General features: G+C 58.8%; 22 protein-coding genes. 5 read left to right on the forward strand and 17 right to left on the reverse strand.

Annotation, left to right across the window (positions count from 1 at the left end; genetic code table 11):
- The first annotated feature begins 106 nt into the window (after window positions 1-106).
- The gene (locus QPL96_RS05915) at window positions 107-979 is read left to right on the forward strand and encodes a LysR family transcriptional regulator (RefSeq protein ID WP_303286253.1); all 873 of its coding nucleotides are present in this window, start codon (window positions 107-109) and stop codon (window positions 977-979) included.
- Between the two features lie 3 nt (window positions 980-982).
- On the opposite strand, the gene QPL96_RS05920 is transcribed toward QPL96_RS05915, so the two are convergent.
- The 10 genes from QPL96_RS05920 to QPL96_RS05965 form a co-directional block, all read right to left on the reverse strand.
- A complete protein-coding gene (locus QPL96_RS05920; protein ID WP_303286471.1) occupies window positions 983-2,131 on the reverse strand; it encodes an MFS transporter in 1,149 nt (382 codons plus the stop codon).
- Between the two features lie 167 nt (window positions 2,132-2,298).
- A complete protein-coding gene (gene aroC, locus QPL96_RS05925) occupies window positions 2,299-3,393 on the reverse strand; it encodes a chorismate synthase (RefSeq protein ID WP_303286254.1) in 1,095 nt (364 codons plus the stop codon).
- 37 nt (window positions 3,394-3,430) lie between these two features.
- Complete coding sequence (gene prmB, locus QPL96_RS05930; RefSeq protein ID WP_303286255.1) at window positions 3,431-4,333, reverse strand: 50S ribosomal protein L3 N(5)-glutamine methyltransferase; 903 nt, start codon at window positions 4,331-4,333, stop codon at window positions 3,431-3,433.
- A gap of 95 nt (window positions 4,334-4,428) precedes the next feature.
- Window positions 4,429-5,640 carry a patatin-like phospholipase family protein gene (locus QPL96_RS05935; protein WP_303286258.1) on the reverse strand — a complete coding sequence of 404 codons (1,212 nt, stop codon included), beginning with the start codon at window positions 5,638-5,640 and terminating at the stop codon, window positions 4,429-4,431.
- Between the two features lie 5 nt (window positions 5,641-5,645).
- Window positions 5,646-6,548, reverse strand: a complete 903-nt coding sequence (locus QPL96_RS05940; RefSeq protein ID WP_303286260.1) for a DUF4892 domain-containing protein — start codon at window positions 6,546-6,548, stop codon at window positions 5,646-5,648.
- Window positions 6,549-6,552: 4 nt separating this feature from the next.
- On the reverse strand, window positions 6,553-7,539 hold the full coding sequence (locus QPL96_RS05945; RefSeq protein WP_303286261.1) for an alpha/beta fold hydrolase: 987 nt from the start codon (window positions 7,537-7,539) through the stop codon (window positions 6,553-6,555).
- A gap of 13 nt (window positions 7,540-7,552) precedes the next feature.
- Window positions 7,553-7,903: a PilZ domain-containing protein gene (locus tag QPL96_RS05950; protein ID WP_303286263.1), complete on the reverse strand. Its 351-nt coding sequence runs from the start codon at window positions 7,901-7,903 to the stop codon at window positions 7,553-7,555.
- Between the two features lie 101 nt (window positions 7,904-8,004).
- Entirely contained in the window at window positions 8,005-9,042 is a 1,038-nt protein-coding gene (gene holB / locus QPL96_RS05955) for a DNA polymerase III subunit delta' (protein ID WP_303286265.1), read from the reverse strand.
- Window positions 9,035-11,110, reverse strand: coding sequence for a transglutaminaseTgpA domain-containing protein (locus QPL96_RS05960; protein ID WP_303286473.1), 2,076 nt, complete (start codon window positions 11,108-11,110; stop codon window positions 9,035-9,037). Before QPL96_RS05960 ends, holB begins: the two co-directional genes overlap by 8 nt.
- Before the next feature lie 5 nt (window positions 11,111-11,115).
- On the reverse strand, window positions 11,116-12,150 hold the full coding sequence (locus QPL96_RS05965) for a DUF58 domain-containing protein (protein WP_303286266.1): 1,035 nt from the start codon (window positions 12,148-12,150) through the stop codon (window positions 11,116-11,118).
- Between the two features lie 189 nt (window positions 12,151-12,339).
- Between QPL96_RS05965 and QPL96_RS05970 the strand changes: the two genes are divergently transcribed.
- Complete coding sequence (locus QPL96_RS05970; RefSeq protein WP_303286268.1) at window positions 12,340-12,957, forward strand: hypothetical protein; 618 nt, start codon at window positions 12,340-12,342, stop codon at window positions 12,955-12,957.
- A gap of 141 nt (window positions 12,958-13,098) precedes the next feature.
- Here QPL96_RS05970 and QPL96_RS05975 read toward each other — a convergent pair whose 3' ends face one another.
- Together QPL96_RS05975 and QPL96_RS05980 are read right to left on the reverse strand one after the other, a co-directional pair.
- Window positions 13,099-14,067, reverse strand: a complete 969-nt coding sequence (locus QPL96_RS05975; RefSeq protein ID WP_303286269.1) for a DUF6160 family protein — start codon at window positions 14,065-14,067, stop codon at window positions 13,099-13,101.
- Window positions 14,068-14,233: 166 nt separating this feature from the next.
- On the reverse strand, window positions 14,234-14,851 hold the full coding sequence (locus tag QPL96_RS05980; protein WP_303286270.1) for a hypothetical protein: 618 nt from the start codon (window positions 14,849-14,851) through the stop codon (window positions 14,234-14,236).
- Between the two features lie 174 nt (window positions 14,852-15,025).
- Between QPL96_RS05980 and pabB the strand changes: the two genes are divergently transcribed.
- Entirely contained in the window at window positions 15,026-16,384 is a 1,359-nt protein-coding gene (pabB, locus tag QPL96_RS05985) for an aminodeoxychorismate synthase component I (protein ID WP_303286272.1), read from the forward strand.
- Window positions 16,385-16,477: 93 nt separating this feature from the next.
- Here pabB and thrH read toward each other — a convergent pair whose 3' ends face one another.
- Window positions 16,478-17,092 (reverse strand): bifunctional phosphoserine phosphatase/homoserine phosphotransferase ThrH, encoded by a 615-nt coding sequence (gene thrH / locus QPL96_RS05990; protein WP_303286273.1) that lies wholly within the window; start codon window positions 17,090-17,092, stop codon window positions 16,478-16,480.
- A 214-nt stretch (window positions 17,093-17,306) separates the two neighbouring features.
- On the opposite strand from thrH, the gene QPL96_RS05995 reads away from it, so the two are divergent.
- Window positions 17,307-18,029, forward strand: a complete 723-nt coding sequence (locus QPL96_RS05995; RefSeq protein WP_303286274.1) for a phosphoadenylyl-sulfate reductase — start codon at window positions 17,307-17,309, stop codon at window positions 18,027-18,029.
- Window positions 18,030-18,059: 30 nt separating this feature from the next.
- Here QPL96_RS05995 and cysB read toward each other — a convergent pair whose 3' ends face one another.
- A complete protein-coding gene (gene cysB / locus QPL96_RS06000) occupies window positions 18,060-19,037 on the reverse strand; it encodes an HTH-type transcriptional regulator CysB (RefSeq protein WP_303286276.1) in 978 nt (325 codons plus the stop codon).
- A 272-nt stretch (window positions 19,038-19,309) separates the two neighbouring features.
- On the opposite strand from cysB, the gene QPL96_RS06005 reads away from it, so the two are divergent.
- A complete protein-coding gene (locus QPL96_RS06005) occupies window positions 19,310-22,030 on the forward strand; it encodes a LuxR C-terminal-related transcriptional regulator (RefSeq protein WP_303286277.1) in 2,721 nt (906 codons plus the stop codon).
- A gap of 297 nt (window positions 22,031-22,327) precedes the next feature.
- On the opposite strand, the gene dinG is transcribed toward QPL96_RS06005, so the two are convergent.
- Genes dinG through QPL96_RS06020 form a run of 3 tightly spaced genes read right to left on the reverse strand, consistent with a single transcriptional unit; the run spans window position 22,328 to window position 26,810 of the window.
- Window positions 22,328-24,457, reverse strand: coding sequence for an ATP-dependent DNA helicase DinG (gene dinG / locus QPL96_RS06010; protein ID WP_303286278.1), 2,130 nt, complete (start codon window positions 24,455-24,457; stop codon window positions 22,328-22,330).
- On the reverse strand, window positions 24,457-25,083 hold the full coding sequence (locus tag QPL96_RS06015; RefSeq protein ID WP_303286279.1) for a general secretion pathway protein GspB: 627 nt from the start codon (window positions 25,081-25,083) through the stop codon (window positions 24,457-24,459). Before QPL96_RS06015 ends, dinG begins: the two co-directional genes overlap by 1 nt.
- Before the next feature lie 2 nt (window positions 25,084-25,085).
- Window positions 25,086-26,810 carry an AAA family ATPase gene (locus QPL96_RS06020; protein ID WP_303286280.1) on the reverse strand — a complete coding sequence of 575 codons (1,725 nt, stop codon included), beginning with the start codon at window positions 26,808-26,810 and terminating at the stop codon, window positions 25,086-25,088.
- Between the last annotated feature and the right edge of the window lies 1 nt (window position 26,811).

The following is a 26,811-nucleotide window of genomic DNA, read 5'->3' on the forward strand; positions in this document are numbered from 1 at the left end:
CATCCCTGTGGGCTCGTTTCGGGCCATCCCTACAGGGGGGCGTGTTTTGGGAGACTCTCCCCTCCATATGCCTTCCACCAATAGCCGAAAATCTGGATTAAGAGGCATGGACTCAAACGCACTGAAGGCTTTCCTGACAATCGTAGATCAGGGCTCATTCTCAGAGGCAGCCGAAACCCTGCACCTGACACAGCCGGCGATCTCCAAACGCCTCGCGGCCCTGGAAAACCAGCTCGGCACCACTCTCATTGACCGCAGCCACCGCCAGATCCGCCTGACCGATGCCGGCAGCCGTCTACTCCCCCATGCCCGCCGGATCCTGGACGAAATCCACAATGCCCGGATTGCCCTTTCCCCGGATTCGGGACAGGTGGAAGGCGAGCTTCAGATCATTGCCAGCCACCACATCGGTCTTCACCACCTGCCTAACTGGCTGCGGCGGTTCAAACGGGAATACCCTCAGGTATCCATTAACCTGCAATTCATGGAATCCGATGCGGCTTATGAACAGATGAGCAAACGAAATGCGGAACTGGCATTTGTCACCCTGAGCGACAGCATGGCGCCCAGCTTTACGGTATTCGCGCAGTGGCCGGACCCGATGGTATTTGTGACAGGAGCTGAGCATCCGCTCGCTTCACTGAGTCAACCGGCGCTTTCAGACCTCGCAGATCACCCTGCGCTGCTGCCGGACACAACAACGGCGACTTATCGGGTGGTCAGCCGCTTGTTCCTCGAAGCCAACCTCCACCTGAACCCGCAGATGCCAACCAATTACCTGGAAACGCTGAAAATGATGACCAGTGTCGGCCTTGGCTGGAGTGTTCTGCCCTCGCGGATGGTCGATGACAGTCTCCGCGTGCTGGAGGTAGGCCGCCCGGTCTCCCGGGTCCTGGGTGGAATCGGCCTCACCGGCCGGCAGCTGGGCAATGCTTCGAAGGCCCTTCTGGCGATTATTCAGAAAGAGGAAGATGCCTGACTTTCAGACTTCGCCTTGAACCGGCGGCGGCCGAAGGCCACGCCAGCTAATCACGACTGCAATGGCCATGGCCGCCGCACCGCCCCAGAACGCCGCTGAGGTACTGAAACCATCCGCCAGGAATCCGGACAACCAGGCGCCCAGCGCGCCCCCGGCACCAAACGTCAGCCCACTGTATAGCGCCTGCCCCTGGCCGTGATGGTGCTGCCCGAAGAAACCCTGGATGTACTGAACCGAAATGGCGTGAAGCGCCCCGTAAGACGCCGCATGCAGCAACTGCGCAAACAGAAGAATCGCCAGGACATCCGTCATCTCGGCTATCAGGATCCAGCGAATCATTGTCAGTGTGAGTGCGCCGATAGCAATCTGCCGAAAGGCAAAGTTCCGGGTCAGCCGGTGCATAACCAGAAACAGAGCAATTTCCGCAAAAACGCCCAGGGACCACAGCAGCCCGATCGAGAGCTTGCTGTAACCATATTGCGCCAGGTGAATGCTGAAGAAGGTGTAATAGGCACCATGGGACACCTGGAGCAGAAAATTCATCAGGAAAAACGTCACCACCGCCGGGTGGCTGACAATCGCTTTCAGACTGCCCTTCGGTGCCGGCGGTTTCCGCTCCCCCTGCTCGGACGGCACCAGAAACGCAGACACCGCAATCCCGGCGAACACCGGCAACAACAACCCGGGCAGGTTCCGGATCGGAACCAGCTCCAGCAAACCACCCACCAGCGCCACCGCCCCGATAAACCCGACCGAGCCCCAGAGGCGGACCTTGCCGTACTTCTCCCGGTTCTTGCCCAGGGTGCGAAGCGTGATCACCTCATACAGGGGCAGAATCGCGTTCCAGAAAAAGGTGAACGCCAGCATCACCAGGAGCAGCCCGTAGAACCCTGGCTCCAGGAACACCCCGGCAAAAAACAACGAACCGGTAATCGCCCCGAACCGAACCAGCCGCACCCGCTGGCCAGTCCTGTCCCCGAGCCAGCCCCAGACACTGGGTGCAACAATCTTGGTCAGCTGAATCGTCGCCATCAAGGTGGCAATCTGAAGGTAGGAAAACCCCTGGCCCTCCAGGTAGAGGGACCAATAAGGCAGGAGTCCGCCTAAAAGGGCAAAAAACCAGAAATATAGATTGGAAAGTCGAAAGTAAATGGCAAAACCTCTTCCAGACTATCGAAAAGCCAGGCCGGAGCCGAGGGTGTGGGCCGTTCAAAAATGTGGAGCGCCATGGATGGCGCGACCAAGCCCTACAGGGACGTATTTACGGGCGTGTTTTGAACGGCCCACACCCCCGGATTCGCTACACCATCAGTTAGATCCTAGAGCTGGCCAATAACGGGCGTAGCGACCGAAACATCCCCATTCTGCCCCCGATGCCGCAAATAATGATCCATCAGAACAATGGCCATCATCGCCTCGGCAATCGGCGTCGCCCGAATCCCGACACAGGGATCGTGCCGCCCGGTCGTAATCACCTCAACCGGATTGCCGTGCACATCAATGCTCCGGCCTGGCAAACGCAGACTCGATGTGGGCTTCAGGGCAATACTCGCCACAATCGGCTGACCGGAAGAAATACCACCCAGCACACCACCGGCGTTGTTGGAAAGGAACCCCTCAGGGGTCATCTCATCCCGATGCGAGGTGCCCTTCTGCGCGACGCAATCAAAGCCGGCACCAATCTCCACACCCTTCACCGCATTGATACTCATCAGGGCATGGGCCAGATCCGCATCCAGGCGATCAAAGACCGGCTCACCCAGGCCGGGAGGCACGCCCTCGGCGACCACGTTAATCCGGGCGCCGATGGAATCGCCTTCCTTGCGGAGGGCGTCCATGTAGGCCTCCATCTCGGCGACCTTGTCCGGATCCGGGCAGAAAAACGGGTTCTGGTGCACCTGATCCCAGTCCAGTTTCTCGGCCCTGATCGGCCCCAGCTGAGACAGGTAACCGCGAATACGGATACCCAGTCGCTGCTCGAGATACTTGCGCGCCACCGCACCGGCGGCCACCCGCATCGCGGTTTCCCGGGCTGAGGAGCGGCCACCGCCCCGGTAGTCCCGCACACCGTACTTGTGCATATAGGTGTAATCGGCATGGGCGGGACGGAACTGCCCGGATATCTTCGAGTAATCCTTCGAACGTTGATCGGTATTTTCAATTAACAGCCCGATTGGCGTGCCGGTGGTTTTGCCCTCGAAAACCCCGGAGAGAATTTTTACCTCGTCCGCTTCCCGGCGCTGGGTCGTGTGGCGGGATGTGCCCGGCTTGCGGCGATCCAGATCGCGCTGCATGTCGGCTTCGGAGAGCTCAAGCCCCGGAGGACAGCCGTCAATAATGCAACCCAGAGCGACACCATGGCTCTCGCCGAATGACGTGACGGTAAACAGTTTTCCGAAAGAATTTCCTGACATAAATCAATATCTTATTAAGGCTTCATAAGAAGCAGGGTTAACGTAAAGCCTGCCATTGGCGCAGGTCCTGCTCGTTAATTACAAACACCCCATCACCGCCGTTCTCGAAATCCAGCCAGGTAAACGGCAGATCCGGGCAGGCATCGTCCAGGGCCACCCAACTGTTGCCAACCTCGACAACCAGAAGGCCGCCCGGCGTAAGATGATCCGCGGCGCCGGCGATAATCCGGTGGGCAATATCCAGCCCGTCCTGCCCGGCGGCCAGACCCAGCTCCGGCTCATGGCGGTATTCCTCCGGCATGCTGGCGAGGTCTCCGGCGTCCACATAGGGCGGATTGCTCACAATGACATCATAACGCCCGCCGATGTTTGCAAAGACATCCGATTGTACGGTGCGAACCCTGTCCCGGACTCCGTGAAGCTCGATGTTCGATTCAGCCACCTTCAGGGCATCGGCACAAATATCGGAAAGATCCACCTCCGCCTCGGTGAAAACGGACGCCGCAGCAATACCAATACAACCGCTGCCGGTGCAAAGATCAAGAATGCGCTCAACCGGCTTGCCACCCAGCCAGGGCTGAAAGCCGCTCTCAATCAGCTCAGCAATCGGTGAACGGGGCACCAGCACCCGCTTATCAACGTGAAACGGCATGCCCATGAACCAGGCTTCGCCCAAAAGGTAAGCCAGGGGGACGCGCTCATCCACACGCCGCCGAATCCGCTCCAGAATCAACTCCCGCTCTTGCCGGGTAAGCCGGGCATCCAGGAACAGGGTGTTGTTTTCCAACGGCAGATGCAGGCTGCGCATAACCAGATGAACCGCCTCATCCCAGACATTGTCGGTGCCATGGCCGAAATACAGGGGCGAGGCAGCAAACTGTGAGGAGGCGTAGCGAAGGTAATCGCGAACGCTGTGGAGATCATCGATAGGGCTGGTCACAAACGTAAATCCTGTGCGAGAGCGTGTCAGCGCCGGATTATACGCTGTTTATCCACCTGACTGCAGCCTTGCGAATACAGCCCCGGAGAATCCCCTCAGATGGCCAGCAGGCCGGAACTGCTGCGACTGCTCTCAAACCGATCCAGAGCCGCTGCCATACGCTCCCTGCCAAGCTGAATCAGTTCCGGAGCCTTGTGGTAATCGTAGCTCCGGCAGGCATTTTTCGGGACGTTTACCAGCAGGTCCGGCGGATAGCCGGCAATCTTGTACTGCACCAACGCACTCTGCATGGTCTCTATGGTGAGGTTCATCACGTCGAACTTGCCAATTCCCAGCTTGTCCCAGTCAATGGTTTCATGGTCTTCATGGGCTTTCCTGTCAGCCGCCTTTTTTTCGACCTGTTTCTGGTGCTCTTTTTTCTGCACGTCCCTGGAAATCCTGTCTTCCGGGCTATCCCCGTTGTCCGGTTTGCGCGCAGCCAGGGATTTCAGGGCATCCCAGTCGAACCAGCGGGAGGCTTTCTCGCGAATGGTGTCCATCCACTCGTCCGTGTCGGTACTCTCGCCCGCCGCTGCGAAAGCGGCATCGGGGATACGCCGCCTGCGGTCATCTTCGCCGCTCAGGTTGACCGCGACAATCATATCGGCCTGGGAGGAAATTGTCGGGATAATCGGCAACGGATTGAGCAGGGCTCCGTCCACCAGAACCCTGCCGTTAAGCACAAGCGGGGTCACCACGCTGGGAATGGCGACCGACGCGCGAATCGCCTGATCCAACGGGCCCTCCTGGAACCAGATTTCCTTATGGGCGAGCAAATCCGTTGCCACGGCGGTATAGGCGACGGGCAGATTCTCGATTCGGGTTTCCCCCAACATTTCCCGCACAACCGAAAAGATTTTTTCGCCCCGGATGGCTCCGACAGAATTAAAGGTCACATCAAGCAGTTTAAGTACATCGAACTGACCGAGCCCGGTTACCCAGTCCTTGTAGTCCTGCATCTTTCCCGCTGCATACATACCGCCAATCAATGCCCCCATGGAGCAACCGGAGATGGCAACAATCTCGTAACCACGCTCTGCCAGTATTTCGATGGCGCCGATGTGAGCGTAGCCTCTCGCCCCGCCGCTACCCAGAGTGAGGGCAACCGTTGTCCGGGGCTTGTGCCTGCGCCCCACCGCCTCCGGATTTGCCCGCACATCGGTAGCCGGCACATCTGAACTGTGTAAAACCCTGGAGACATTGTCCCGGGGCACGTCCTCCGAGGGCGGGCCTTTCCGGCGCCGATCATCGTCCTTTGAGTTGCCCATTGTGCTTACCTCGAGATCATTACCACTTCTACCCGGTTACCCTGTCGGTCCGGCTCGCTGAATACCACGGCAGGACCCGCCACGATGATTTCCTGTTGGTCACGGGGAACACCGGTCTTTGAGAGAACCTCCGAAAGCGATTCCGCAGCCTTGCGTGCGCGCTCCATCGCATCATTGAAAGATTCATCGGCCTCCAATGCAGAATAGCCCACCAGCGCAATGATCGTACCCTCAACCCGGGCCAGATCGGTTACACGCTGCCGATCTCCTGCCTGCCAGTTAAAACGGTAGGTTACTCCCCCTTGCCACGGGACGATAACCGGCCCTTCAACCCGCCTGGCCAGATTCCCGAACCCGGGAATGGAAGCGCCGGGCGCCACGCGCAGATGCTCAACCCAGGCGTATTCCCGCAAATTGCCCCGGGTAACGGTGTAAACCAGTGTCAGCCACCGGGTTCCATCCTCAGAGACAGTGCCCGCTACCAGGTAGTCCTGGGTAGCATCCCCTCCGTACAGAACCGCCTGATTGAATATCTGGTTTGCCCAGACATTGCTCCTGCCGCAACGTACGCCGGAGCACTCAAACAGAATCTGGGCATTTCTCTTGCCCAGTAGCCGCAAATAATGGGCCCTGGCCTGTTCCCGGTTTGAGTCGCGGGCAATCTGGTACAGACGCCCCTCCCCGCTTACGGGAAGCCTTGCCAGGCTGTCAGAGCGGATCTCATTATTCACTTCCCGCACCGCACTGAAAAGAACCAGGTGGCCGGAGGATTCGATGTTAACCGTGGTCTCCAGGGTTGACTGCGGGAAGGCTTCCGGACTATCTCCGGTCGCAGCCATAACAAGACCTGGCAGGGCCAGCGCACCAAAAGTGGCTGCAAGAAAACGGGTGAACAGTAGTTTCAGCAAGCGATTACTCATTTTCCAGAAATTGTCTGACGGCATCTGCCACGTAACCGGTTTCCCCATCAAGATGGCAGTGGTGTCCACCCGGCACGTTCGATACCTGAAGATTCGGAATGACGCTGGTGCGTTCATCCAGATCCTTTCTGTACGACAGCAGCCCCTGATCGGCTCTGACAAAGAGCACCCGGCTTTCCAGGGCACTCAGGGACGCCATCACCTGCTCTTCCGTCATCATCAGCGGTGACGGGTGCCGAAGACGCGGGTCGGTCCGCCACACGAGCCCGTTTTCCTCCGGCTTCATGTTCCTGGGAATGAGCGTCAATGCGGCTTCCGGACTCAGCGGGCTCAACCCACCCTCCCTCGCTTTCGCTGCGGTTTCGATATCCGGGTACACCACTTGCCGGCCAGATCCCGCAATACGCTTCTTGATGGCCTTTCTCATCTGGGGAACGGTTTCGCTGACCGGCCGACTGATCGCACCAAGGCTGTCAATCATCACCAGGTTGCGTACCCGTTCAGGAAAGGCTGCGGCGTAGAGGGCGCCGACAATGCCCCCCAGGGAATGGCCAACCAGATTGATTCGCCCGTCGGAGGTTTCCTGAAAATAACGCTCCACAAGTTCAGCGAGGTCCGCCACGTAATCCATCAAAAGGTAGTCCTGCCCCTCCGGCCGGTGACCGGAATGACCGTGGCCGGCCATATCCAGTGCGTAGACAGGACCAAGGCCTGTCAGTTCCGGAGCCAGCTTTACAAAGGTAAGACTGTTATCGAGCCAACCATGCAGCATCAGTACCGGGGTGTTTTCGTGAACACCCTCACCCGCTTGCCAGCTAAGCCCGGCAAGCGCTATATGCCGGAGTTTCCACTCGGATTCACGGAAGTCCCGCGCACCCTTTTTACCCAACTTGTCTTTGTCCAGTTTGTCCTGGCTTCCGGTCACGTCGTCTCCCGACAGTGTGTCGAGAGCCCCCGGAGGTATCACAATATCGTTCATGCAGGCTTCGCCTTCACAGGGTGTGTGTTGGCCGATCAGAACTCAGCGAGCCTGCCAGATAGGATTCGATCTTGGTGCGTGCGGTTTCATCATCACCGTTGAACTGAACCCCGATTCCCGCAGCGCGGTTGCCCTGGGCACCCTTCGGCGTAATCCAGACAACCTTGCCGGCCACGGGAATTTTCTCAGGCTCGTCCATCAGGTTCAGGAGCAGGAACACCTCATCCCCCAACTGGTACTGTTTCTGGGTCGGGATAAACAGACCGCCCTGGCGAATGTATGGCATGTAGGCCGCATACAATACAGCCTTGTCCTTTATCGTCAGGGTGAGAATACCACTGCGCGCACCGAATCCGGGCCCCATAACTGACACCTTTTCTGCAAGATCGTTTGTAACATTTGGCGGGATACAAAAACCCCTTTCATTCCGGAATCATAGCAGTTGTTGGGCCGGAAGGCGCAACCCTAGTGCTGCCGGGCCGGACGCCTGACCGGCATCAGCTTTTGCCAGGCTATCAGCAGCCGGCTGGCTTCGAGTTCCGGGCTGGCATTGTAAACACCGGCCGCTCTCGATTCCTTTACCATATCCAGCAATTCGTGGGCTCGCCAGGGCGAATTCGTTTTTGCCAGGAATCGGAGCATATCGGCCGCATCGGGGTCCTGTGGTGTGCCCCCGGCGATAAGCCGGGCCAGATCCGCCGCCCAGGTTTCAAACAACCAGAGCGTATTTTCCAGGCCCAGGGCCTTGAACGCCCTGGCGGCCTCCCCTACCGGAATTCGTGACTTCATGAATTCCCTGAACCGCTCCAGGGCCGAATCCCGCAGGCCAATGAAATCCCCGGTTGCATAGTCAAAAGCCAGTCTGGGCGCGTTGCCAGACAGCATAAGGGCCCTGGCCAGCAAATCGGCAGATGGTCTCGCGTCTTCGGAAAGTTCCCGGACCCGGTTGGTCAGCCAATGGTTCGCATCCTCGTTACCGGGCACCGGGAGGGGCAGTGTCTGGCAGCGGGAGCGAATGGTGGGAATGACCGGGCGGCCGCTCTCCTGCAAAAGGATCAGGGTGACATCGGGTAACGGCTCTTCCAGCGTTTTGAGTAACGCATTCGCCGCGTTGATGTTCAGTTGATCCGCGCGATCAATGATGGCCACCTTGTGATGCCCCACCTGGGGCGACGCGACTGCAAAGGACGAGAGCGCCCTGATCTGATCCACCTTGACCATACGGGATTTCTCCGGACCATAGACACGGACATCCGGGTGACTGGAAGCCGCGAAAAGCTCGCACTGCTTGCAGTGACCACAGGCAATCGGCTGGCCAGAATCCCTGTTCAGCGGCGTGTCACAAAGCAGCAACCCGGCCACGGCCTCCGCCCAGGCGCGCTTGCCGACACCCCGCTCCCCGGCGAGAATCAGGGCGTGGGGGAGCCTGTCCCCGGCCACCTGGCTCTGTACCGTTCGCCAGGCACGCTTGAGCCAGGGCATGTCTTGGGCAATATCAGTCACGGCGCCTTCCTGTCCGGGAGTTGGATCTGCGTAATTGTCGCTTCATGGTGGCGAGTAGCCGGTGCATTCGTGCCAACTGCCCGTCCCCCTCATCCTCTGTGCCTGCGCTATAGTAATGGCTGTTGACCATCCGGGCAAAAAGCCTGGCGGAATCCGCCGCCGCAGGTTCCGCCTCTGCCAGTCTCTTGGCCAGCACAGACGGCGTCTCGCCATGGCGGACCGGCACGCCGGCGCCCGCGCACAACCGGTGCCAGGTATCCACAACCCGCCGGAAGGCGCTCCGCTTTTCCCCGCGGCGCATCTGCAACGCCGATATCAGCCCCGCGACCAGTAATCCGGCCCCGACAATGCCTGCCGTCAGGTACCCCAGCTCGCGCATACCAAAGCCGCCCGGCAACCGGGACATCAAGTCCATCTGGCTCTGGCCCTGATAACCAACAACCCAACGTTGCCACTGATAGTTGATGCGGTCCAGTTGCAGGCTCGCCCACTGAACCAAGGCAACGTTTGCATACCGCTGGGGCGAGGCCCAATCGTTTTCGAGGAACGACCCTTCTTGGGCAACCGCTTCTCTGAGGCCGGATTCGATCCGCTCAGGTGCAATTGCCGCGGTGGGGTCGACCCTTACCCAGCCCCGGCCACCCAGATAGGCTTCAACCCAGGCATGGGCATCGTATTGGCGTACGATCAGGTAATCCCCCCCGGCACCGGGCTCACCGCCCTGATAGCCAATCACCACGCGGGCCGGTATGCCCGCGGCCCGCAACACGAAGGTCGTCGCGCCCGCGTAATGGGCACAGAAGCCCCGCTTTTCATCGAACAGCAGGGTATCAATGCCGTTGTCCGGCATGGCAGGCGGCCTTAAAGTGTAAAAATAGGCCTGCTCCCGAAACCGTGCCATCAGTGAACGGATGATCTGCTCGTCGCTCATGTTTCGGCGGAGCTCCCCGGCCAGCTCACGGGCCCTTGGGTTGCCTTCCCCGGGCAGTTGAAGATACCGACGAAGCTCAGCCCTTTCGATCTGCTCACCTGGGCCGGCGGTATCTTCCAGGGCCAACCGGTAACGGACCGGGCTGTCAGCCGGCCGACGGAAGCGGAACAGGTCGGCCGATTCCTCAACCACGTTGTCGGACACTGCCCGGGAATTTTCAAGGGCAAAGGCCCAGCGCTGGTCGGTGGGTTCCAGCAATACGTCGTATTCTTCAGGTTTGAGCGGGCCAACGCCGCCATCGACGGCAACCCGGCCAAGCGCACGGAAGTCTTCGGTTTGCCCCTGCCTCCAGGTTTCGCCGTCCAGGTAATCCAGGGTAAGACCACGCCAGTAGCGATCACGATACGGCGGAATCTCACCGCCGAAGGTCACCCGGAATGCCCGCTCACCGCTTTGTGCCAGACTGGAAATATCGCCTGGCCGCATGGTGTCGCTGATGCCGGTCCGGGCTTCACCCGAAACCAGGGGGACGCTCCACAACGGTGACATCCGGGGGAAGAACACGAACAGCAGAACCACAACAGGCAAAGTCTTCAGGAACAAGGCGCCCAGCCTCCGCCATCCGGATGTCATTCCTCCTGGCAGCTCCGGTGCATTGAGAACCTGCAATCCCACGAAAAGCAACGCAATACCGGTGAAGTTCGCCAGAGTCCAGAGAATCTCCTGATGAAACAGGAAGTTGACCGTGGCAAGGTAAACGAGAATAAAAAACAGCACATAGAAATCCCGCACTGACCGGCTTTCCAGCCATTTCAGGCCTACGGCAAGCACAAAGAAGGATGCAGCCGTGTCTACCGTAAAGCGCCCTTGTACGGTAGCCACATAGACGCCAGTCAGCACCAGCATGATTCCGGTTCTGAGCCAGCGGCCCGGTAATCTGACCCGGCCATACTGGGCCAGCCATCGCCAACTGGCCAGTACCGCGCAGGCCGCGATGAGCCACAGGGGAAGTCGGTCCCACTGGGGTGTCAACAACAGCGCAAAACTGCCAATCAGCCACAGCAGGGCTCTCGATGGCAGGCTGGTTGCCAGTGCACTGTGCGCTTCGCCCGCGCCGTTTCCCCTCAGACGATCCAGAAGGCTCAAACCCGCCCCTCCGTGATAACCCGCGACAATGTCCGTGAAGAGCGTTTCCGGGTGCCATGAGGTTCGGACATTGCGTCCCTGGGCCGTTCTTCACCCCAGGTTGCAAGCACCCTGAGGCACCGGGCCACATGCGCGGGCCCGGAATCCGGCTCAATAACCTGGCCCGGAAGATTCAGGCCAAACCGGGCCCCGCTTTTGCCACGCTCATTGACCAGAAAGGCCAGATAGCTTAGCCGCAACTCATGATCTGCCCCCGGATAGGCATTGAAATCCAGCCAGTGCGGACTTCCCTGCTCGCCCTCCCAGTCTACCACAACCAGCTGCCCGGTTCGTGCAAACCGCTTCCACAAAACCCGCTGGCTCAGATCCCCCTCCCGCCAGGGCCGGATATCAGCATGATCGTTACCATCAACGGATCGCAACTGCGCCGACGCCTCGCCACCCTCAACCGTACTGAACGCCTCCGGCGCGGGCACCGGCCTGGGGAAGACAACACCGGCGGACACCGGCCGGATCCAGGACCAGGCCTTCAGCAAGCCAAACGGAAACCGGGTTTCTATACGGATCCTGTCCGGGCGAAGGTATCCCCGGTGCGCGGAATGCACCAGCAGGCTGACGTCCAGCACCTGCCCGGAGTGGACATGCACCGGGGCATGGCCCGATTCCGCACAGGAAAGCAGGATGGCAATGGCATCGTCCCGGCCCGCCCTGAGCCGGAACCGGAAGGGAATGTCATCGCCGGCAAAGCCTTCCCCTGGCTGCACCAGAGTCACTTCAAGACCAGAGAGGTTCCGATGGGTCTGGTGCATGGCACCAACAAACACAGCACCCAGAAGGAACGTGCTCAGATAAACCAGGCTGTTCTGATAATTGATGCCGGTTAACAGCATGATGACCAACAAGAGGCCAAACACGACGCCAGCGCCGGTGGGCAGGATAAAGATGTTTTTATGACTGAAGAACTGAAGATCAGACCGCGGAATCCTTCGGTTGACCCAGCGGTGCCAGCGGTTTCTGAACAGGTTTTTCATAGTGTCACCGCGGCCACTCATTGCCGGAAACATTCATGGTATCTGACCATGATTTTGCCGTTATTGATAACAGTACCGAAAAATCACCGATTCTGATCACAATCCCGGATTTTGCAGCTTGAATTCTTGTCCGACAAACCGAATAATCCCTTCAGGGAGAGTGTTTTTTACACAACAAGAGGCAACATCATGAAACGCCGACAATTGCTCGCCACCGCCATAAGCGGGCTGATCGTGTCTTCACCCTCCTTTGGTGGGGTTCAGGCCATGACATCCGATGAGATGGTGGAAACCTACGTCAAGGATTCCGCGGTTATTGTGGTGCCGAAGGCGCGTCAGAAATCCGAGGCGGACCGCCAGCGCATCATCCGCTCCCTCACGATCTCCCCCGGCGAGCCGGTTCTCAGCGAATCCGAGGAAGAGGCCTATCGGCAAGCCTTGCAGCGTTACATGGATGAAGACAAAACCGATGCACTGGAAAGTGCCGAGGAAGAATTCCTGCGCCGCGCCCTGCTGCTTCCACAGGAAGAACTGGCAAGGGCCCAGCCACCGGCCGAGTTTACCCCGACTCTGCCGCCTCTGATTTTCGGGCAACAGGCCCAGATCCCGGAGGAACCCTTTACCCAGACCTTTCTAAATGATCAACTGGGGATCGGGTTTGATGGCCAGAATCTGAATTTCAGCATCGGCAATCCGCCGGGCATTGACCAGATCCGGGTCCCCCAGGCAATCAACGAAGGGCCCATTACGCTGACGCCAAGGCCGGGTGGCGGGTTTGATCTTTCCATTGCGGTACCGGATCAGTAACGCCCGGTTCCGCTGGTCCTGAAACAAAACAGCAGCCATCATTGACTGGCTGCTTTTTTGTTGACCTGACGTTTTTAGAAAACCAATAAAAACGCCCCGCGGAGCGGGGCGTCATTTCACCAACGTTGGTCTCAGGTCAGATTAGTGACCGTAGATGGCCATCCTGGTGTTCTGAACATTCAGGTTGTCGATAGTGAAAGAACCAATGCTGGTTCCACCGACAAGAACGCTCGCGACGTTCACGTCCATGATTACGTCGTTGACATCAATCCGCAGCACGTCGGTCTTACCCGATGCGCCCAGACCGTTTCCTTTGTATACGTCCATGTTGACGTTTGCAAAGCCCATGTTGAGTTTCTCTTCTTTGGTGTCTCCGGCAACGCCACTGCCATCAAGATCCACATCCGAGAGATCAACCACACCGTCGCCATTGTAATCGAAGTTGGCGCCAGCACCGGTCACGGACAGGCCACGCACACCCACCGCCAGGAAAGGAACGTCAAATTCCATGTTGTTCACGGTAAAGGCGGTGTCGATGTTCAGGGAACCGTCACCGGTTCCGCCGAGAGTCGTTGCGGCATCTTCAGTATCAACCCGGATATCCAATTTGCCCACCATACCCCAGGCGCTCATTCCGGAGATCAGGGTAGTGCTCTCACCGGCAGTGCCCTCGAGGTTCATCGAGGAGGCAGTGAAGCCCCAGTCAATCGGCAGACCACTGATTGTCTTAACCGAAATAACGGCATCACCGTCGGAAGCCAGGTCGATGTTGATGGCCAAATCATCCAGAAGCTGGCTCGCTGCGAGGTCAGGAGTTCCATCACCGTTGGTATCAAAGATAGGGTTCGCACCGGTGACCAGCCCAGCACCGCCGAGCTCGATGTCGTTAACGGTGAAGGAACCGCCACCGATCTCGCCGGCAGCACCGCTGTCAGTATCGGTGTACCTGAACTGGCCAATGCTTACCTGGGTTTCCAGCTCGATGGTCACACCGGCCTGGCCGGTGACGTTACCCATCATGGTGTCATTCAGTGCCGTCAGTTCCGCCTGTGCGGCGAACGGAGCGGCGGCTACGGCTGTAGCAAGTGCAATTTTCTTCAGGCCTTTCATCTTTATCTCCTTATAAACTCATCGTTATTCTTGTGTGAGTCTGTATTTTTTGAAGCAGGATCTTCGATCCCACAAATCCATTTAAGATTGTTTTACAGTCCGAATCCGTGATTGCACTCACATTTCTCAAGCACACTGAAACAAACCGTTACAAAACGGATTTGCGTCACGTTTTGCCCGGGCCCTGATCTTCATTCCCGGCGTCTCGGCCATCATAGAAAAGCTCGTAGGGCTTTTTCTGGGTGCTGGGCTGGCCAAAACTCAGATCGCCCTGATCAAAACGATACGGCACAACCTGCAGACCCGAGAGCCCCAGACGATGCTCATGCTCGATAGCCAGAACCCGGGTATCCTCACCCTCTTCCACGGTGCCCGCATAGACGATTACGGTTGCGAGAATCTTTCCGTGCCGGGCCAGGGACTTTAAAGCCGCCCTGAACATAAGCACCTTCATCGTTGCGGCAGCTTTCTCCCCACTCTCACCCAGCCGGACCCGTTTAACCTCGCCATCGTTCATCATCATCCATGCGGCGGGGATGACCACGCCACTCTGCTTAAGCTCGCCCCCCACCTCTTCACGGGCAACGGCCGTCAAAGCCTGGATATGCTTGGCAGCCAGTTCGGCGTATTTGCTGATTTCATCCTGGGTTAGGCGGCCGTCGGCAAGAGCGTTGCGGTCCGGTATGCCTTTATCAACGTCACCTTGCGCCAGAACAGCGGGTGAAACGGCTGCCAGGATCAGCAGAGTGGATAGAAAAAGCGATGTCACATGCCCCATGATCATTGTTGTCCTTATCGTCCATTGTTTGCCAGGTAAGAGCAGGCGTTAGTGCGGTAAGATACCGAAAAGTCAGCCACCACCCTTCTATTCCATTTTCATTAGATCAGTGGCCCGGCGATTTCGACAACGCCCGTTTTGTGTCCTGTTTATCATTTTTCAAAATTCTTCGGAGGTACTTTGAGCCCGGCCACGACCCGCCAGCTTTCCCGGGATGAATACATCATCCTGCTTCAACAGGCTTCGGGGAAGAGTGATTTTGTCCATGTCGGCACCGTGGGTGAAGGCCCGGGGCGTGGGACCTGGAGTGGATTTTCGTACGGCGCTGTCCAAAACCGGGTTCTGTATCCGGGCGACACAGACAGTGACGGGATTGCACGGTTGGCCGAAGAAATGGAAACGGAAGCGGGCAACTATGCGGGCTATTCGGTTGACCTTGACTGCCTCGCCGGTGGGTGGATTGGCTTTCTGAGTTACGAACTGGGTTATGTCCGGGAGCCGCGACTTGCGCCCATCTGCCCCACGCCACCCGTGCCGTTGCTCGCCGCAGGGCTTTACCTGTGGCTGGCCAGCCATAACCGGCAAACCGGGGACTATTGCCTCTGGATACATCCGGAGTGTCCCGATAGCCTGGTCACTCAGATCAACGCATGGCTTTCGCTTTCGTTTCATACTGAAAGCCAGCCGTGCTCCTGGAAAGTCACGGAACCCTTCAAATCCAGGCAGGCGCCCGAAGTTTTCAAGGCAAGCGTCCAGGCCATCCGGGATTACATCCATGCCGGCGACTGCTATCAGGCCAACCTGTCGCAGGAGTTTGTCGGAAAGTTCACTGGTGACCCCTGGTGCGCCTTTCAGGCACTGGCAAAAGCCAACCCCACGCCCTATAGCGCTTTCGTCCGTGCCGGAGCGCACTCCGTGCTGTCCATCTCACCGGAACGGTTCCTTGAAATCAAGGGTCGCACGGTAACGACAAGCCCCATCAAAGGCACCCGCCCCCGCGGGAAGACAACCCATGAGGATGCCTCTCTTGCCGCCGAACTTCAGACCTCGGAAAAGGATATGGCTGAAAACCTGATGATCGTCGATCTGCTGCGCAATGATCTCAGCCTGAACGCCAGAACCGGCAGCGTGAAAGTCGGCAAGCTGTTTGCCCTGGAGTCCTACCGGAACGTCCACCATCTGGTCAGCCACATCCGGGCAGAACTGGCCGAAGGCGTAACCCCCATGAAGGCCCTGTTCGATGCCTTCCCGGGGGGGTCCATCACCGGCGCACCCAAAATCCGGGCCATGGAAATCATCCGGGAGCTGGAACCCCACTGGCGCGGCCCCTACTGTGGCTCGATCTTCTACCGGGGACTGGATGGCACCCTGGACAGCAACATCGCCATACGCACCATGCTGTGCGACGGCCAGGGCACCATCCGTTGCTGGGGCGGTGGCGGTATCGTGGCGGATTCCGATCCGGAGGCCGAGTATCAGGAAACCCTGGCAAAAGTCGGGCCTTTGATGCGGTTCCTAGAAGAGTTGGTGATCAAGTAGTGAACATGGGGTCAGATGAAAATGGGGTCAGATGAAAATTTCATCTGACCCCATTTTCATCTGACCCCATGTTCATCTGACCCCGAATTCTGATCATGCGTTGCGAATAGTGCTGGCCTTGAGGAATTCCTGCTTCAGGTCGTCAAAGTTGTGCACCGCCGGGAACTGCGGAAACTCATCAATGACGTTCCGGGGCGCGTGGAACAGGATGCCGGCCTCGGCCTGGCCCAGCATGGTGGTGTCGTTGTAGGAGTCGCCGGCGGCGATGACGCGGTAATTCAGCAGTTGGAAGGCCCTGACAGACTGGCGCTTGGGATCGCGCTGGCGTAACAGGTAGTTTGTAATCTGCCCGTTACCCGCCACTTCGAGTTTGTGGCAAAGCAATGCCGGGTAGCCCAGCTTCTTCATCAGCGGCATGGCGAATTCGTAGAAGGTGTCCGACAGAATCACCACCTGAAAACGCTCACGCAGCCAGTCCAGAAATTCCCGGGCACCGGGCAGCGGGTCCAGCTCACCGATCACTTCCTGGATCTGCGGCAAGCCATAGCCGTGCTGGTCCAGCAGTTTCAGGCGCTGCTTCATCAGGACATCGTAATCCGGAATGTCGCGGGTGGTGGCCTTGAGCTCATCAATGCCGGTTTTTTCGGCGAACGCGATCCAGATTTCCGGGATCAATACTCCTTCAAGGTCAAGGCATGCGAGTTCCACAACGGTCTCCTGATTGATTGGTCGAGGCAGCAGCGGTAAATCCACCGGCCGGGATACGGAGCGTATGATAAGAAAAACCGGGCGGGAATGCATCGTACAAGTGCAAGCCAAGCCCTGATGAACGGCGGAATAACCATATAGATGGTCATTCCTTCAGGCTATGAGGCGTTTAATGGTAGCCTTTTCACACATGTAGATTAGGTGATTCCGGCATATGACCGATATTCAAACTTTGCGGGAGGAGCTCGAAGGCCAGAGCCCCCGTTCGATTCTCAAGGCCGCCCTGAAACAATACGACAACATCGCGATTTCCTTCAGCGGTGCGGAAGATGTGGTACTGATTGAGATGGCGCACAAGCTTACCGGCAATCTGCGGGTATTCACCCTGGATACCGGGCGCCTGCATCCGGAAACCTACGAGTTTGTGGAGCGCGTTCGTAAACACTATGGCATAGAGATCGAGGTTCTGTTTCCGGACGCGGAGGAAGTTCAGGACATGGTCAACAAGAAGGGCCTGTTCAGCTTTTACCAGGATGGCCACGGGGAATGTTGTGGTATCCGCAAGGTAAATCCGCTGCGTCGCAAGCTGGCCACGGTCGATGCCTGGATAACCGGCCAGCGCAAGGACCAGAGCCCGGGTACCCGCAACGACGTGCCGGTTGTTCAGGAAGATACCGCGTTCTCAACCGATGAGAAAACCCTGGTGAAGTTCAATCCGCTGGCGAACTGGACGTCAAAAGAGGTCTGGGACTACATCCGGATGTCCGAGGCGCCCTATAACGAGCTGCATGAAAAAGGGTTCATCAGCATTGGCTGCCAGCCGTGCACCCGCCCTGTCCTGCCCGGGCAGCATGAGCGCGAAGGTCGCTGGTGGTGGGAAGAGGCCACCCGGAAAGAGTGCGGCCTTCATGCCGACAACCTGATCGCCCGGGACTGACCGGGCGGCGAGCCACCCGCGCTTCACCGGCTAATAAGTGGGTAGTTCGATCTCCCTGAACAACGCCTCAATTTCTGACCGGCTTCCCTGATGAGCGACCGCTTCGTCTACCTTCTCCTTGGCGAGATGGGGTGCAAAGCGCTGGATGAAGTCGTACATGTAGCCCCGCAGGAAAGTGCCCTTGCGGAACCCGATTCTCGTTACGCTGGGGCGGAAGAGTTTCCGGGCGTCCAGGGCGACCAGATCGGTATCGGTTTTCGGGTCGAATGCCATACTGGCGATGATCCCAACACCGAGCCCGAGCCGCACATACGTCTTGATAACGTCCGCATCCGCCGCGGTGAACACCACCCTGGGCGTCAGCCCCTGGGACTGGAACGCTTCGTCAAGTTTTGAACGGCCGGTAAAGCCGAATACGTAGGTAACCAACGGGTATTCCGCCAGCTCGGCCAGCGTCAGTTCCGGCAAGGTCGCAAGCGGGTGATCCCTGGGCACGATGACACTGCGATTCCACCGGTAGCAGGGCATCATGATCAGGTCGTTAAACAACTCCATGCCCTCTGTCGCAATCGCAAAGTCAACGGCGCCGTTCGCGGCCATTTCCGAGATCTGCATGGGCGTTCCCTGATGCATGTGCAGGGAAACCTCCGGATACTCCGCAATGAAACCACTGATCACCGGCGGAAGCGCGTAACGGGCCTGCGTGTGAGTGGTGGCAATACTCAGGTCACCCTTGCGCTGGTTACTGAATTCCTGGGCAATTTTCTTGATGCCCTCCACCCGCCGGAGGATCTCTCCCGCCTCCCGGATGATAATCTCGCCACCCGGGGTAATCCGGGTCAGGTGTTTACCGCTGCGGGCGAAAACTTCCAGGCCCAGCTCATCCTCCAGCAGACGGATCTGCTTGGAGATGCCCGGCTGGGAGGTGAAGAGGCTTTGAGCGGTTGCGGACACATTCAGGTCATGATGCGCAACTTCCCAGATATAACGCAACTGTTGAAGTTTCATTGAGTCTGTTGCTCCCTGGTGATCGAAGGACCCTAAAGAAGAATACGCATAAAAACACCGTTTTTCATTCTTTTTTAATATAGAGAACTCTTTTCACACAGTTTAGACCAAAATTGCATTTCCGCAGCCCCTGATAAAACCCCGGCAGTGAACAAGAGTAATTCAGAGAGGTTAAGAGTGACTAACCGTGATCGAGTGTTTCCATGGCCCTTGACTTGGTCGTGACAAAGGACACAATCCCTAACCGATAGGCGCCACCTTTCAGGGAAATCATGCTGCTGACCACTAAATTCCTCAGGCCCACCTCAGAGCCCCGCGCGGTAAAACGCGAGCGGTTGAGTGCGCTCCTTGAGCCTGATGGCCCGAAGCGTCTGAATCTGGTGATTGCACCGGCAGGGTTCGGGAAAACCACCCTGGTGGCTCAATGGTGCTCGCGCTCTTCATCGCCGGCCGCATGGCTTTCCCTGGACGAGCACGATGATGAGCCGAGGCGCTTCTGGCAGTATGTTACCGGCGCCTTCGAGTATGCCGGCCTGACCGGTGCCGGTGAGCTGCGCAAGCAACTGGCCCACGGCACCGACGAGGCCTTCACCGAAGCGATTACCGGGCTAATCAACACCCTGGCACGGGATGCCAGCCCCTGGACCCTGGTACTGGACGATTTTCATTTTATCCGAGAACCTGCCATACACCGCCAATTCGCTTATTTTGTCGATTACCTGCCACCGGGCGTCGCCGTAACCCTTGCTTCCCGGACCGAACCGCCGCTGCCTCTGGCACGGTGGCGGGTAAGCCGCTGGGCTCAGGACATACATCCCGGACTCCTGGCGTTTTCAGAAGAGGAATGCCGGCAATTTTTTCAGGGCACCATGGGCCTGGACATTTCCGAGGAAGACGTCCAGGCCATTTGCCGAAAGACTGAAGGCTGGGTTGCCGCCATGCAGCTGTCGGCGTTGTCCGGCAAAGGAAGCTCAGCAGGAACCCGTCAGATTGATCTGGACGAGCGTCATATCAGTGACTATGTATTGAGCGAGGTACTGGACCAGCAGCCTGCGGAACTGGCGGATTTTCTGCTGGAAACCGCCTGCTGCCCGCGTCTGTGCGCCTCATTATGTGATTCCATCCGCGGCTCCGGGGACAGCCAGGAAATCCTGGAGAAGTTGCTCAGCCAGAACCTGTTCCTGATCCCCCTCGACACCCGGAACGAGTGGTTTCGTTATCACGATCTGTTCCGGGATGCCCTGCTCTTTCGTTTTCGTCATAGCCAACCCGAGAAGGCAGAGCAATTGTGGCAGAGAGCCGTAGACTGGTTGCTGGCCCACGGCCATGTTCAGGAAGGCATTGCCCAGATCGTTCGTCACGCAGACTGGCACAGGCTGGCCCGGGTACTGGCTGAGCATGGCAACAACCTGATTCATGGCGGATATCATTTACCGGTTCTGAACTGGCTCGACGCCCTCCCCCAGGATCTGGTCACCGACAATCCACAACTTCAGATGCTGCGGATCTGGGGGCTGTTCTTCGCCAACCGTGTGGACACACTGGCGCCCTTGCTGAGCTCCCTGGAAGATCTCCTGGACCGGCATGTGGCAGACTCCCACCCTGATGCCGAAGGCGCGCTCGGGCTCCAGAGCGAGATCTCACTGATGCGCTCATACCTGGCCCGCAGCCGCAGCGATGACAAAAGCGCCACCGATCTCACACGGCAGGTCCTGAAAGACATCGACCATACCCGCATCCCCCTGAAATCGGTGACCTATTACGGTCTGGGCCTGGACTACTATGGCAAGGGCGAGCTCACCGACGCCGAAGACGCCCTGCAGTCCGCCGTCCGCTACGGCCAGGTGGAACAAAAGCCGAGCACAGTTCTCTCCAGCGGCGGACTACTGGCATGGATTCAGTACAACCGTGGCGATATCGACCTGGCGCTGGATACCTGCACCGATATCCGTCAGTGGGTGGACCGGCACTATGCGGACCCCAGCCAGCCCAGGCTGATTTCCTGCTGGCAGAACAGCACCTTGTGCGAAATTCACCGGGAGCGGGGCCATCCCCAGCTTGCGGCCAGCCACCTTCAACCCTTGCTTGAACACGTGGAACGGGGCACTGAAGCCGGGCAGCACGTGGTCATACAGTACGTCCGCGGCCACCTTGCCTTCAGCGAGGGCAAACTCCAGGAGGCCATCGAGGCGCTGGAGGACGCCGCCCAGACCGCCCGGAAACGCCGCGAACAGATTCTTTTCGAGCCCCCGGCCAGTTCCGCCCTGCTGGCACGGTGCTACCTGGCCGCCGGTCTCCCGGACAAAGCCCGGGGCTGTCTCGATTCAAGGGCGGATGCCGAGTTCACCAACCCCCTGAACCTTGAACAGAACAGGATCAGTGAGGCGCGGGTAATGCTGGCCCTGGATCAGCCTGAACGGGCCCAGGAAATTCTCAGCGCCCTCCTTCAGCCAGCCGAGCGTAACGCCCACAACCGTCATCTGGTAGAGATCCTGCTGGTTTATGGCGAGGCCCTGGCACTTCAGCGCCGCACCGAAGAGTCCCGACAAATGCTCACCCGGGCAATCGGCCGGGCCGCCGAAGCCGGGTTTATGCGGTTGCTGGCAGAAGAAAGCCCGCACCTCCGTTCACTCCTGCTGTCTTTGCCCGCGCTGAACGCACCGGGTAGCTGGAACAGCGGCGTGCGGACCATGCTCCTGAAGCAGGAAGAGATGGCGGGCGCGGCCACAGCAACCCGGGCGACTGAAACCGTCACGTCGCCGGAACGCTCAGCCAAAACACCGGAAACCCTTCCAGAGCCCCTCAGCCAGCGTGAGCTGGAAGTGCTTGCACTGATTCACCAGGGCCATGCTAACAAGGAGATTGCTTCCCGGATGAGTGTGGCTCCGGCCACCGTCAAGGCCCATATCCGCAACCTTTACGGCAAACTGGGCGTGGGCCGGCGAACCGAAGCGCTGGCCCGGGCGCGGGAACTCGGGCTCCTGGATAACTGACAGCAGCGCTCAGGAAATGGGAGCAGTGTCACATTTTTCGGCAACTTTCCAAGCCCGTTACGCCCTTTGGACGATCCGTTTACGCCCCCTGCTCACCTATCATTTGCTCAACGGTGAGGGAAACCCCGCCAGGAATTCTGAAACTTCAGGCCTTCAGATTTCTTGCTCCGCGTTATTTCGACGCCTGGGTTCGAAAGGACCCCTTTGATAAGAGCCAACCCGATTGGGCTGGCTCTTTTTTTTTGGTGGGCTATGCACCTGACCGCATCGTACGCGAAAGAACGGTGCCGGGAAGGATCAGCGCTCGATGATCCGCCGGAACGGCGGCAAGGCATCCAGCAGCAGCTGGCCGTAGCGCCTGGCGATGATCCGGCGATCCAGAATGGTGACCCGACCGGTATCCTGCTCGGTCCTGAGCAAGCGCCCGACCGCCTGAACCAGCTTGATCGAGGCATCGGGCACCGTGATCTCCATAAACGGATTGCCACCGCGCCGGGTCACCCATTCCGCAAGGCCTGCCTCTATCGGATCATCCGGCACAGAGAACGGCAGCCTGGTGATGACCACGTGGTGGAGGTATTTACCCGGCAGGTCGATACCCTCGGCAAAACTGGCAACCCCGAAGAGCACACTGGGCCGCCCCGCATCTACACGGCTGCAATGCTGCCGGAGTACCTCACCCTTGGCCATGTCGTCCTGGGTGATAATCAGCTCCGGATAGTCAGGCGCCAGTGCATCACGCACCTGGATCATCTGGCGTCGGGAAGTGAACAGCACCAGCGTCGCCTTTTCGCCCGCCCACAGATCGGGCAGGCGCTTGACCAGCTCATCGGTAAACCCGTCATCCGTCGGCAGGGCAGACATTGCCGGCACTTCTACCGTGGCCATTTCGGCATAACGGAAAGAACTGGGAACCACCAGGAAGCGGCTGCCCTGGGGCAGTCCCGCCCGGGCGTTGAGGCGGTCAAACCGGCCAAGCGCGGTCAGCGTTGCGCTGGTCAACACGGCCCCATAGGCCCGGGACCAGAGCCGGGAATACAGGAGGTTGTCTGCGAGCACCGGAGAGCTGTAAAGAGTGATATCTTCAGCATGATCCCATCGCTGCCGAACCGCCCAGCGCGCAGGAGGCGGGCTACCTCCTTCCTCACACCAGGCCGCCCAAAGCCTCAACTGATCTTCAGCACGGCTATGGAAAGAGCCGATCACCGGATACCATGACTCGGCAGTCTCACGGTCCAGTTCGTGTTCCTTGCGCTCATCAAAGGCGCCCTGCAACTCATCTGCCAGCACCCCAAGCTGACGCACCAGGTTCGCGGTGGCAATCCGGGTCTCAGCCGACAGAGCCACCAGGGCTTCGGGGAGCTCACCCTCCGGGTAACGCCACTGGGCCGTTCGGCGCTCTTCATTGAATTCCCAGCCGGTATTCTGCTCCGCTTCCTCATAAACCCTGGCCAGAACAAGATCGACATCCCGGGACGCAGAGCCAATGCGGTCGAGACTTCTGGCAGCCTGGCTGCCGCCAGGCAGGTAAGGCTGCATTTTGACCAGCGCCTGGGAGAGCTGCTTCAGCCACTGGCGTGTGGCGCTCAGGGGAACCGAGGCGGCAAAATGATTCAGCGCCTTGTCCGGAAGGTGATGGGCCTCGTCAAAAATGTACAATGCGTTTTCAGGCTCAGGCAAAATGGCACCGCCACCGAGCGCCAGGTCCGCCAGCACCAGATCATGGTTCGCCACCAGGATATCGGCATCATCCAGATCTTTCCGGGCGTCGAAAAACGCGCAGCTGTCGAAGTAGCTGCAGTGGCGGTTGGTGCACTGCCGGTGATCGGTTGTAACCTGGCGCCAGACATCGTCCGGAATCTGCTCCGGCCAGTGGTCCCGGTCGCCATCCCAGTTTCTTGAACCATAACTGGCGAGCATCTCCTCGAAGAAAGCCCGTGTACCCGGCGCTTCGGACTTGGGGCCATCCAGCAGGAACAGCGGCATGGTGTCGCTGTCGCCATTGCCCTCGTCATGCAGGCGCGCCTCCAGCCTGGACATGCAAAGATACCGGCCCCGCCCCTTGGCGAGGGCCCAGTTGAAATCCATCCTGCTGTGCTTTTTGAGGTCCGGGAGGTCCTTCAGAACAATCTGGTCCTGCAATGCAACGGTGGCCGTGGAGATAACCAGGGTTTTGCCCAGGGCTTTGGCCACGGGAATCGCCGCTATAAGATAAGCCAGGGTCTTGCCGGTACCGGTCCCCGCCTCGACAACGCACGCCGAAGCCGGCGAGGTTCTCTGGCCATCATTCTCGGTGATCTCGCCCATGTATTTTGCAATTTCGGCGATCATCAACCGCTGGCCGTAGCGGGCACGGATATCCTTCCCTGTCAGTACGTCGCGGTAGCCCTGCTGAATCTCTTGCTTGGTGTCGTCGGTCAGCGCCATTATCGGGGGCTCACCCAGTCCCGGACCACACCAACCCGGAAGCGTTGACCGTTAAGGCTAAGTACAACGCCCTCCCCGGTGATGTCTTCCACCCGCAGACCGGCAAACGAATCACCGATTCGCAGATAGGCATTATTAATCATGACGCGGCGGGACGCCGGGGACGATGAGTAGATATGGCTGTTAAAGGTCAAATCCGGGACACTCTTCTGAAACGACAGGGGCAACTCTACCAGATGGGGCACCCTGCCCGCCTGCTCAGGCGCCGGCAAGGGCGGAAAAGTCTGTGATGGATTGGATGAGGGTACAATAATGGTTGGCCGCTCCCGGGGCACAGGAGCCGCGGCGGCCTCGGCCTTCGGCAGGTTCACAGGTGGTGCCGGTTCCGGTGCCACCGGTGGCGCTTTAACCTGTTCGACCGGCTGATCTGTTCGCTGGAAGCCGGGCCAGAAAACAAACGCCAGCACGCCGGCGTTGAGCGTCAGGGCGACCGCGACCCAGACCACCGGCGATGCCCGTTTCTTCTTTGGCCGGTGTATCAGTTGCACCTGCTGGCCCAGGTCAGGCACCCGCCCCTGGCGGCGCTCCGTTTCGGATTTTCTCAATGCGTCAAGAATATAGGACATAGTTACTCCCGGTTTCCCGACAGGTTACCCGACACTGAGGGCTGAAGCCGGGGAACAGGCGCCTCAAGGTCGTTATTCATCTGGATGATGGTCATGGCGCCGGCAATTCCGTCAACAGTAAGGCCCCGGAGGGACTGGTACCAGCGAACCTGTTCTTCGGCACTCATCCGCTTGATCTGATCGCTTTCCGGACGGCCGGCACTGAGCGCCTCCGCCAGCTCCATCATCCGGGCGCCAATCCATAACTGCTGGCCGTTCCCGGTACTGTAGAAGCCGTCGCCGGTGAGATATTCCGGAAGGCGCCACAATACCCGGTATTCCCCAAACCAGTAAGGCTCGATACTGGCGAACGATAACTCCAGGTTACCGGACGGCAACGCAACTTCGACCGTATCGCCATCAAGGTGTCGAACCACCACGTAACCGTCGTTGCCGGCCTGATCCTGAAGCCGCAACATCGCCGGGCGATCCAGAAACTCAAGGCTCTGGCGACTGCCCTGGCGCTCCAGACACGCCAACCCGTTTTCTCTGGCAAAATCACAGGCCACTGGCGCATCGGCGGGCTGATAACTACGGCCCCAGATCCCGAACAACACCCGGAAGGCGTCGACTGAATCCAGCAACTGACCAGGAACGTCCAGTTCCGCAAGGGCCTGGGCCTCAATAACTTCGGTGTTGTTCGCGGAACCCGCCGCTTCCGGCATTTCTGCCTCAGCCATTTTGCCTTGCTCATCCGCAACCCGTTCAATTGCACCTTGCAATGGCGCCCGCGGGGGCTGCTCAGTGAGAACCGGCTCGCCCGGGGCCCAGCGCTCAAACAACCAGGCGGTTCCGATAATGGCAACAAGCACGGATGCCGCAACGATCAGGTACCGGGATCTGTCTGGTGAGCCACCTTGCCGCGATGGCCCGGGACCAACGGAATGGCCACGAACCTCTTTTGCTGCGTGCCGAATGTGAACAACGGAAATTTCATGCTCGCCTTCCGCGTAGGCCCCAAGCAACGCCCTGTCACTGATCAGATTGATCAGCCGGGGAATACCCTGACTTTCCCGGTACAGTCTCCGAACGGACCGGGGCGAGAAAATATCCCCACGCATGCCGGCCACGCTGAGTCGATAGCGAAGGTAAGCCGGCAGCTCGTCCTTGCCAATGGCATCCAGGTGATAACGCGCGGTTACCCGCTGGTTCAGTTGCCGCAGTTCCGGAAGGGCAAGTATCTCCTGCAGCTCCGGCTGGCCAAGCAGGACAATCTGCAGCAGTTTTTTCTCGGCGGTTTCCAGATTGGTCAGAAGCCTGAGCTGTTCAAGTACCTCCGCGGACAGATTCTGGGCTTCGTCGATCATCAACACCTTGTGACGGCCCGCCGCGTGCGCCTTCAGCAGGTCCTGGTTGATAAGGTCCACCAGTTCCTTGATCGTGGCACCGATGGGTTGGGCAATCTCAAGCTCGTCGCAGATGGAGGACAGCAACTCCCGCGCAGAGAGCCGGGGGTTGAGAATCAGCGCTATATCGACATTGTCCGGAGCGTTTTCAATAAAGCAGCGGGATACCGTGGTCTTCCCGGTTCCTACTTCACCGGTAATCACAATGAAGCCGCCCTGGCCCTGAACACCGTACATCAGGTGCGCCAAAGCTTCCTTGTGGCGAGCACTGAGATAGAGGTAACGGGGGTCTGGGGCGATAGAAAACGGCGGTTCGCGAAAGCCGAAAAAGTCGTAATACATA

This window comes from Marinobacter sp. SS8-8, assembly GCF_030540945.1.
Taxonomy (GTDB): domain Bacteria; phylum Pseudomonadota; class Gammaproteobacteria; order Pseudomonadales; family Oleiphilaceae; genus Marinobacter.

Bases quoted from the DNA above. Each gene is read 5' to 3' on its own strand.
- QPL96_RS05915 (WP_303286253.1), top strand. From the start codon at position 107: ATGGACTCAAACGCACTGAAGGCTTTCCTGACAATCGTAGATCAGGGC.
- aroC (WP_303286254.1), bottom strand. From the start codon at position 3,393: ATGTCAGGAAATTCTTTCGGAAAACTGTTTACCGTCACGTCATTCGGC.
- QPL96_RS05935 (WP_303286258.1), bottom strand. From the start codon at position 5,640: ATGGGCAACTCAAAGGACGATGATCGGCGCCGGAAAGGCCCGCCCTCG.
- QPL96_RS05945 (WP_303286261.1), bottom strand. From the start codon at position 7,539: ATGAACGATATTGTGATACCTCCGGGGGCTCTCGACACACTGTCGGGA.
- QPL96_RS05950 (WP_303286263.1), bottom strand. From the start codon at position 7,903: ATGGGGCCCGGATTCGGTGCGCGCAGTGGTATTCTCACCCTGACGATA.
- QPL96_RS05965 (WP_303286266.1), bottom strand. From the start codon at position 12,150: ATGAAAAACCTGTTCAGAAACCGCTGGCACCGCTGGGTCAACCGAAGG.
- QPL96_RS05970 (WP_303286268.1), top strand. From the start codon at position 12,340: ATGAAACGCCGACAATTGCTCGCCACCGCCATAAGCGGGCTGATCGTG.
- QPL96_RS05975 (WP_303286269.1), bottom strand. From the start codon at position 14,067: ATGAAAGGCCTGAAGAAAATTGCACTTGCTACAGCCGTAGCCGCCGCT.
- QPL96_RS05980 (WP_303286270.1), bottom strand. From the start codon at position 14,851: ATGATCATGGGGCATGTGACATCGCTTTTTCTATCCACTCTGCTGATC.
- QPL96_RS05995 (WP_303286274.1), top strand. From the start codon at position 17,307: ATGACCGATATTCAAACTTTGCGGGAGGAGCTCGAAGGCCAGAGCCCC.
- cysB (WP_303286276.1), bottom strand. From the start codon at position 19,037: ATGAAACTTCAACAGTTGCGTTATATCTGGGAAGTTGCGCATCATGAC.
- QPL96_RS06005 (WP_303286277.1), top strand. From the start codon at position 19,310: ATGCTGCTGACCACTAAATTCCTCAGGCCCACCTCAGAGCCCCGCGCG.
- dinG (WP_303286278.1), bottom strand. From the start codon at position 24,457: ATGGCGCTGACCGACGACACCAAGCAAGAGATTCAGCAGGGCTACCGC.
- QPL96_RS06015 (WP_303286279.1), bottom strand. From the start codon at position 25,083: ATGTCCTATATTCTTGACGCATTGAGAAAATCCGAAACGGAGCGCCGC.
- QPL96_RS06020 (WP_303286280.1), bottom strand. From the start codon at position 26,810: ATGTATTACGACTTTTTCGGCTTTCGCGAACCGCCGTTTTCTATCGCC.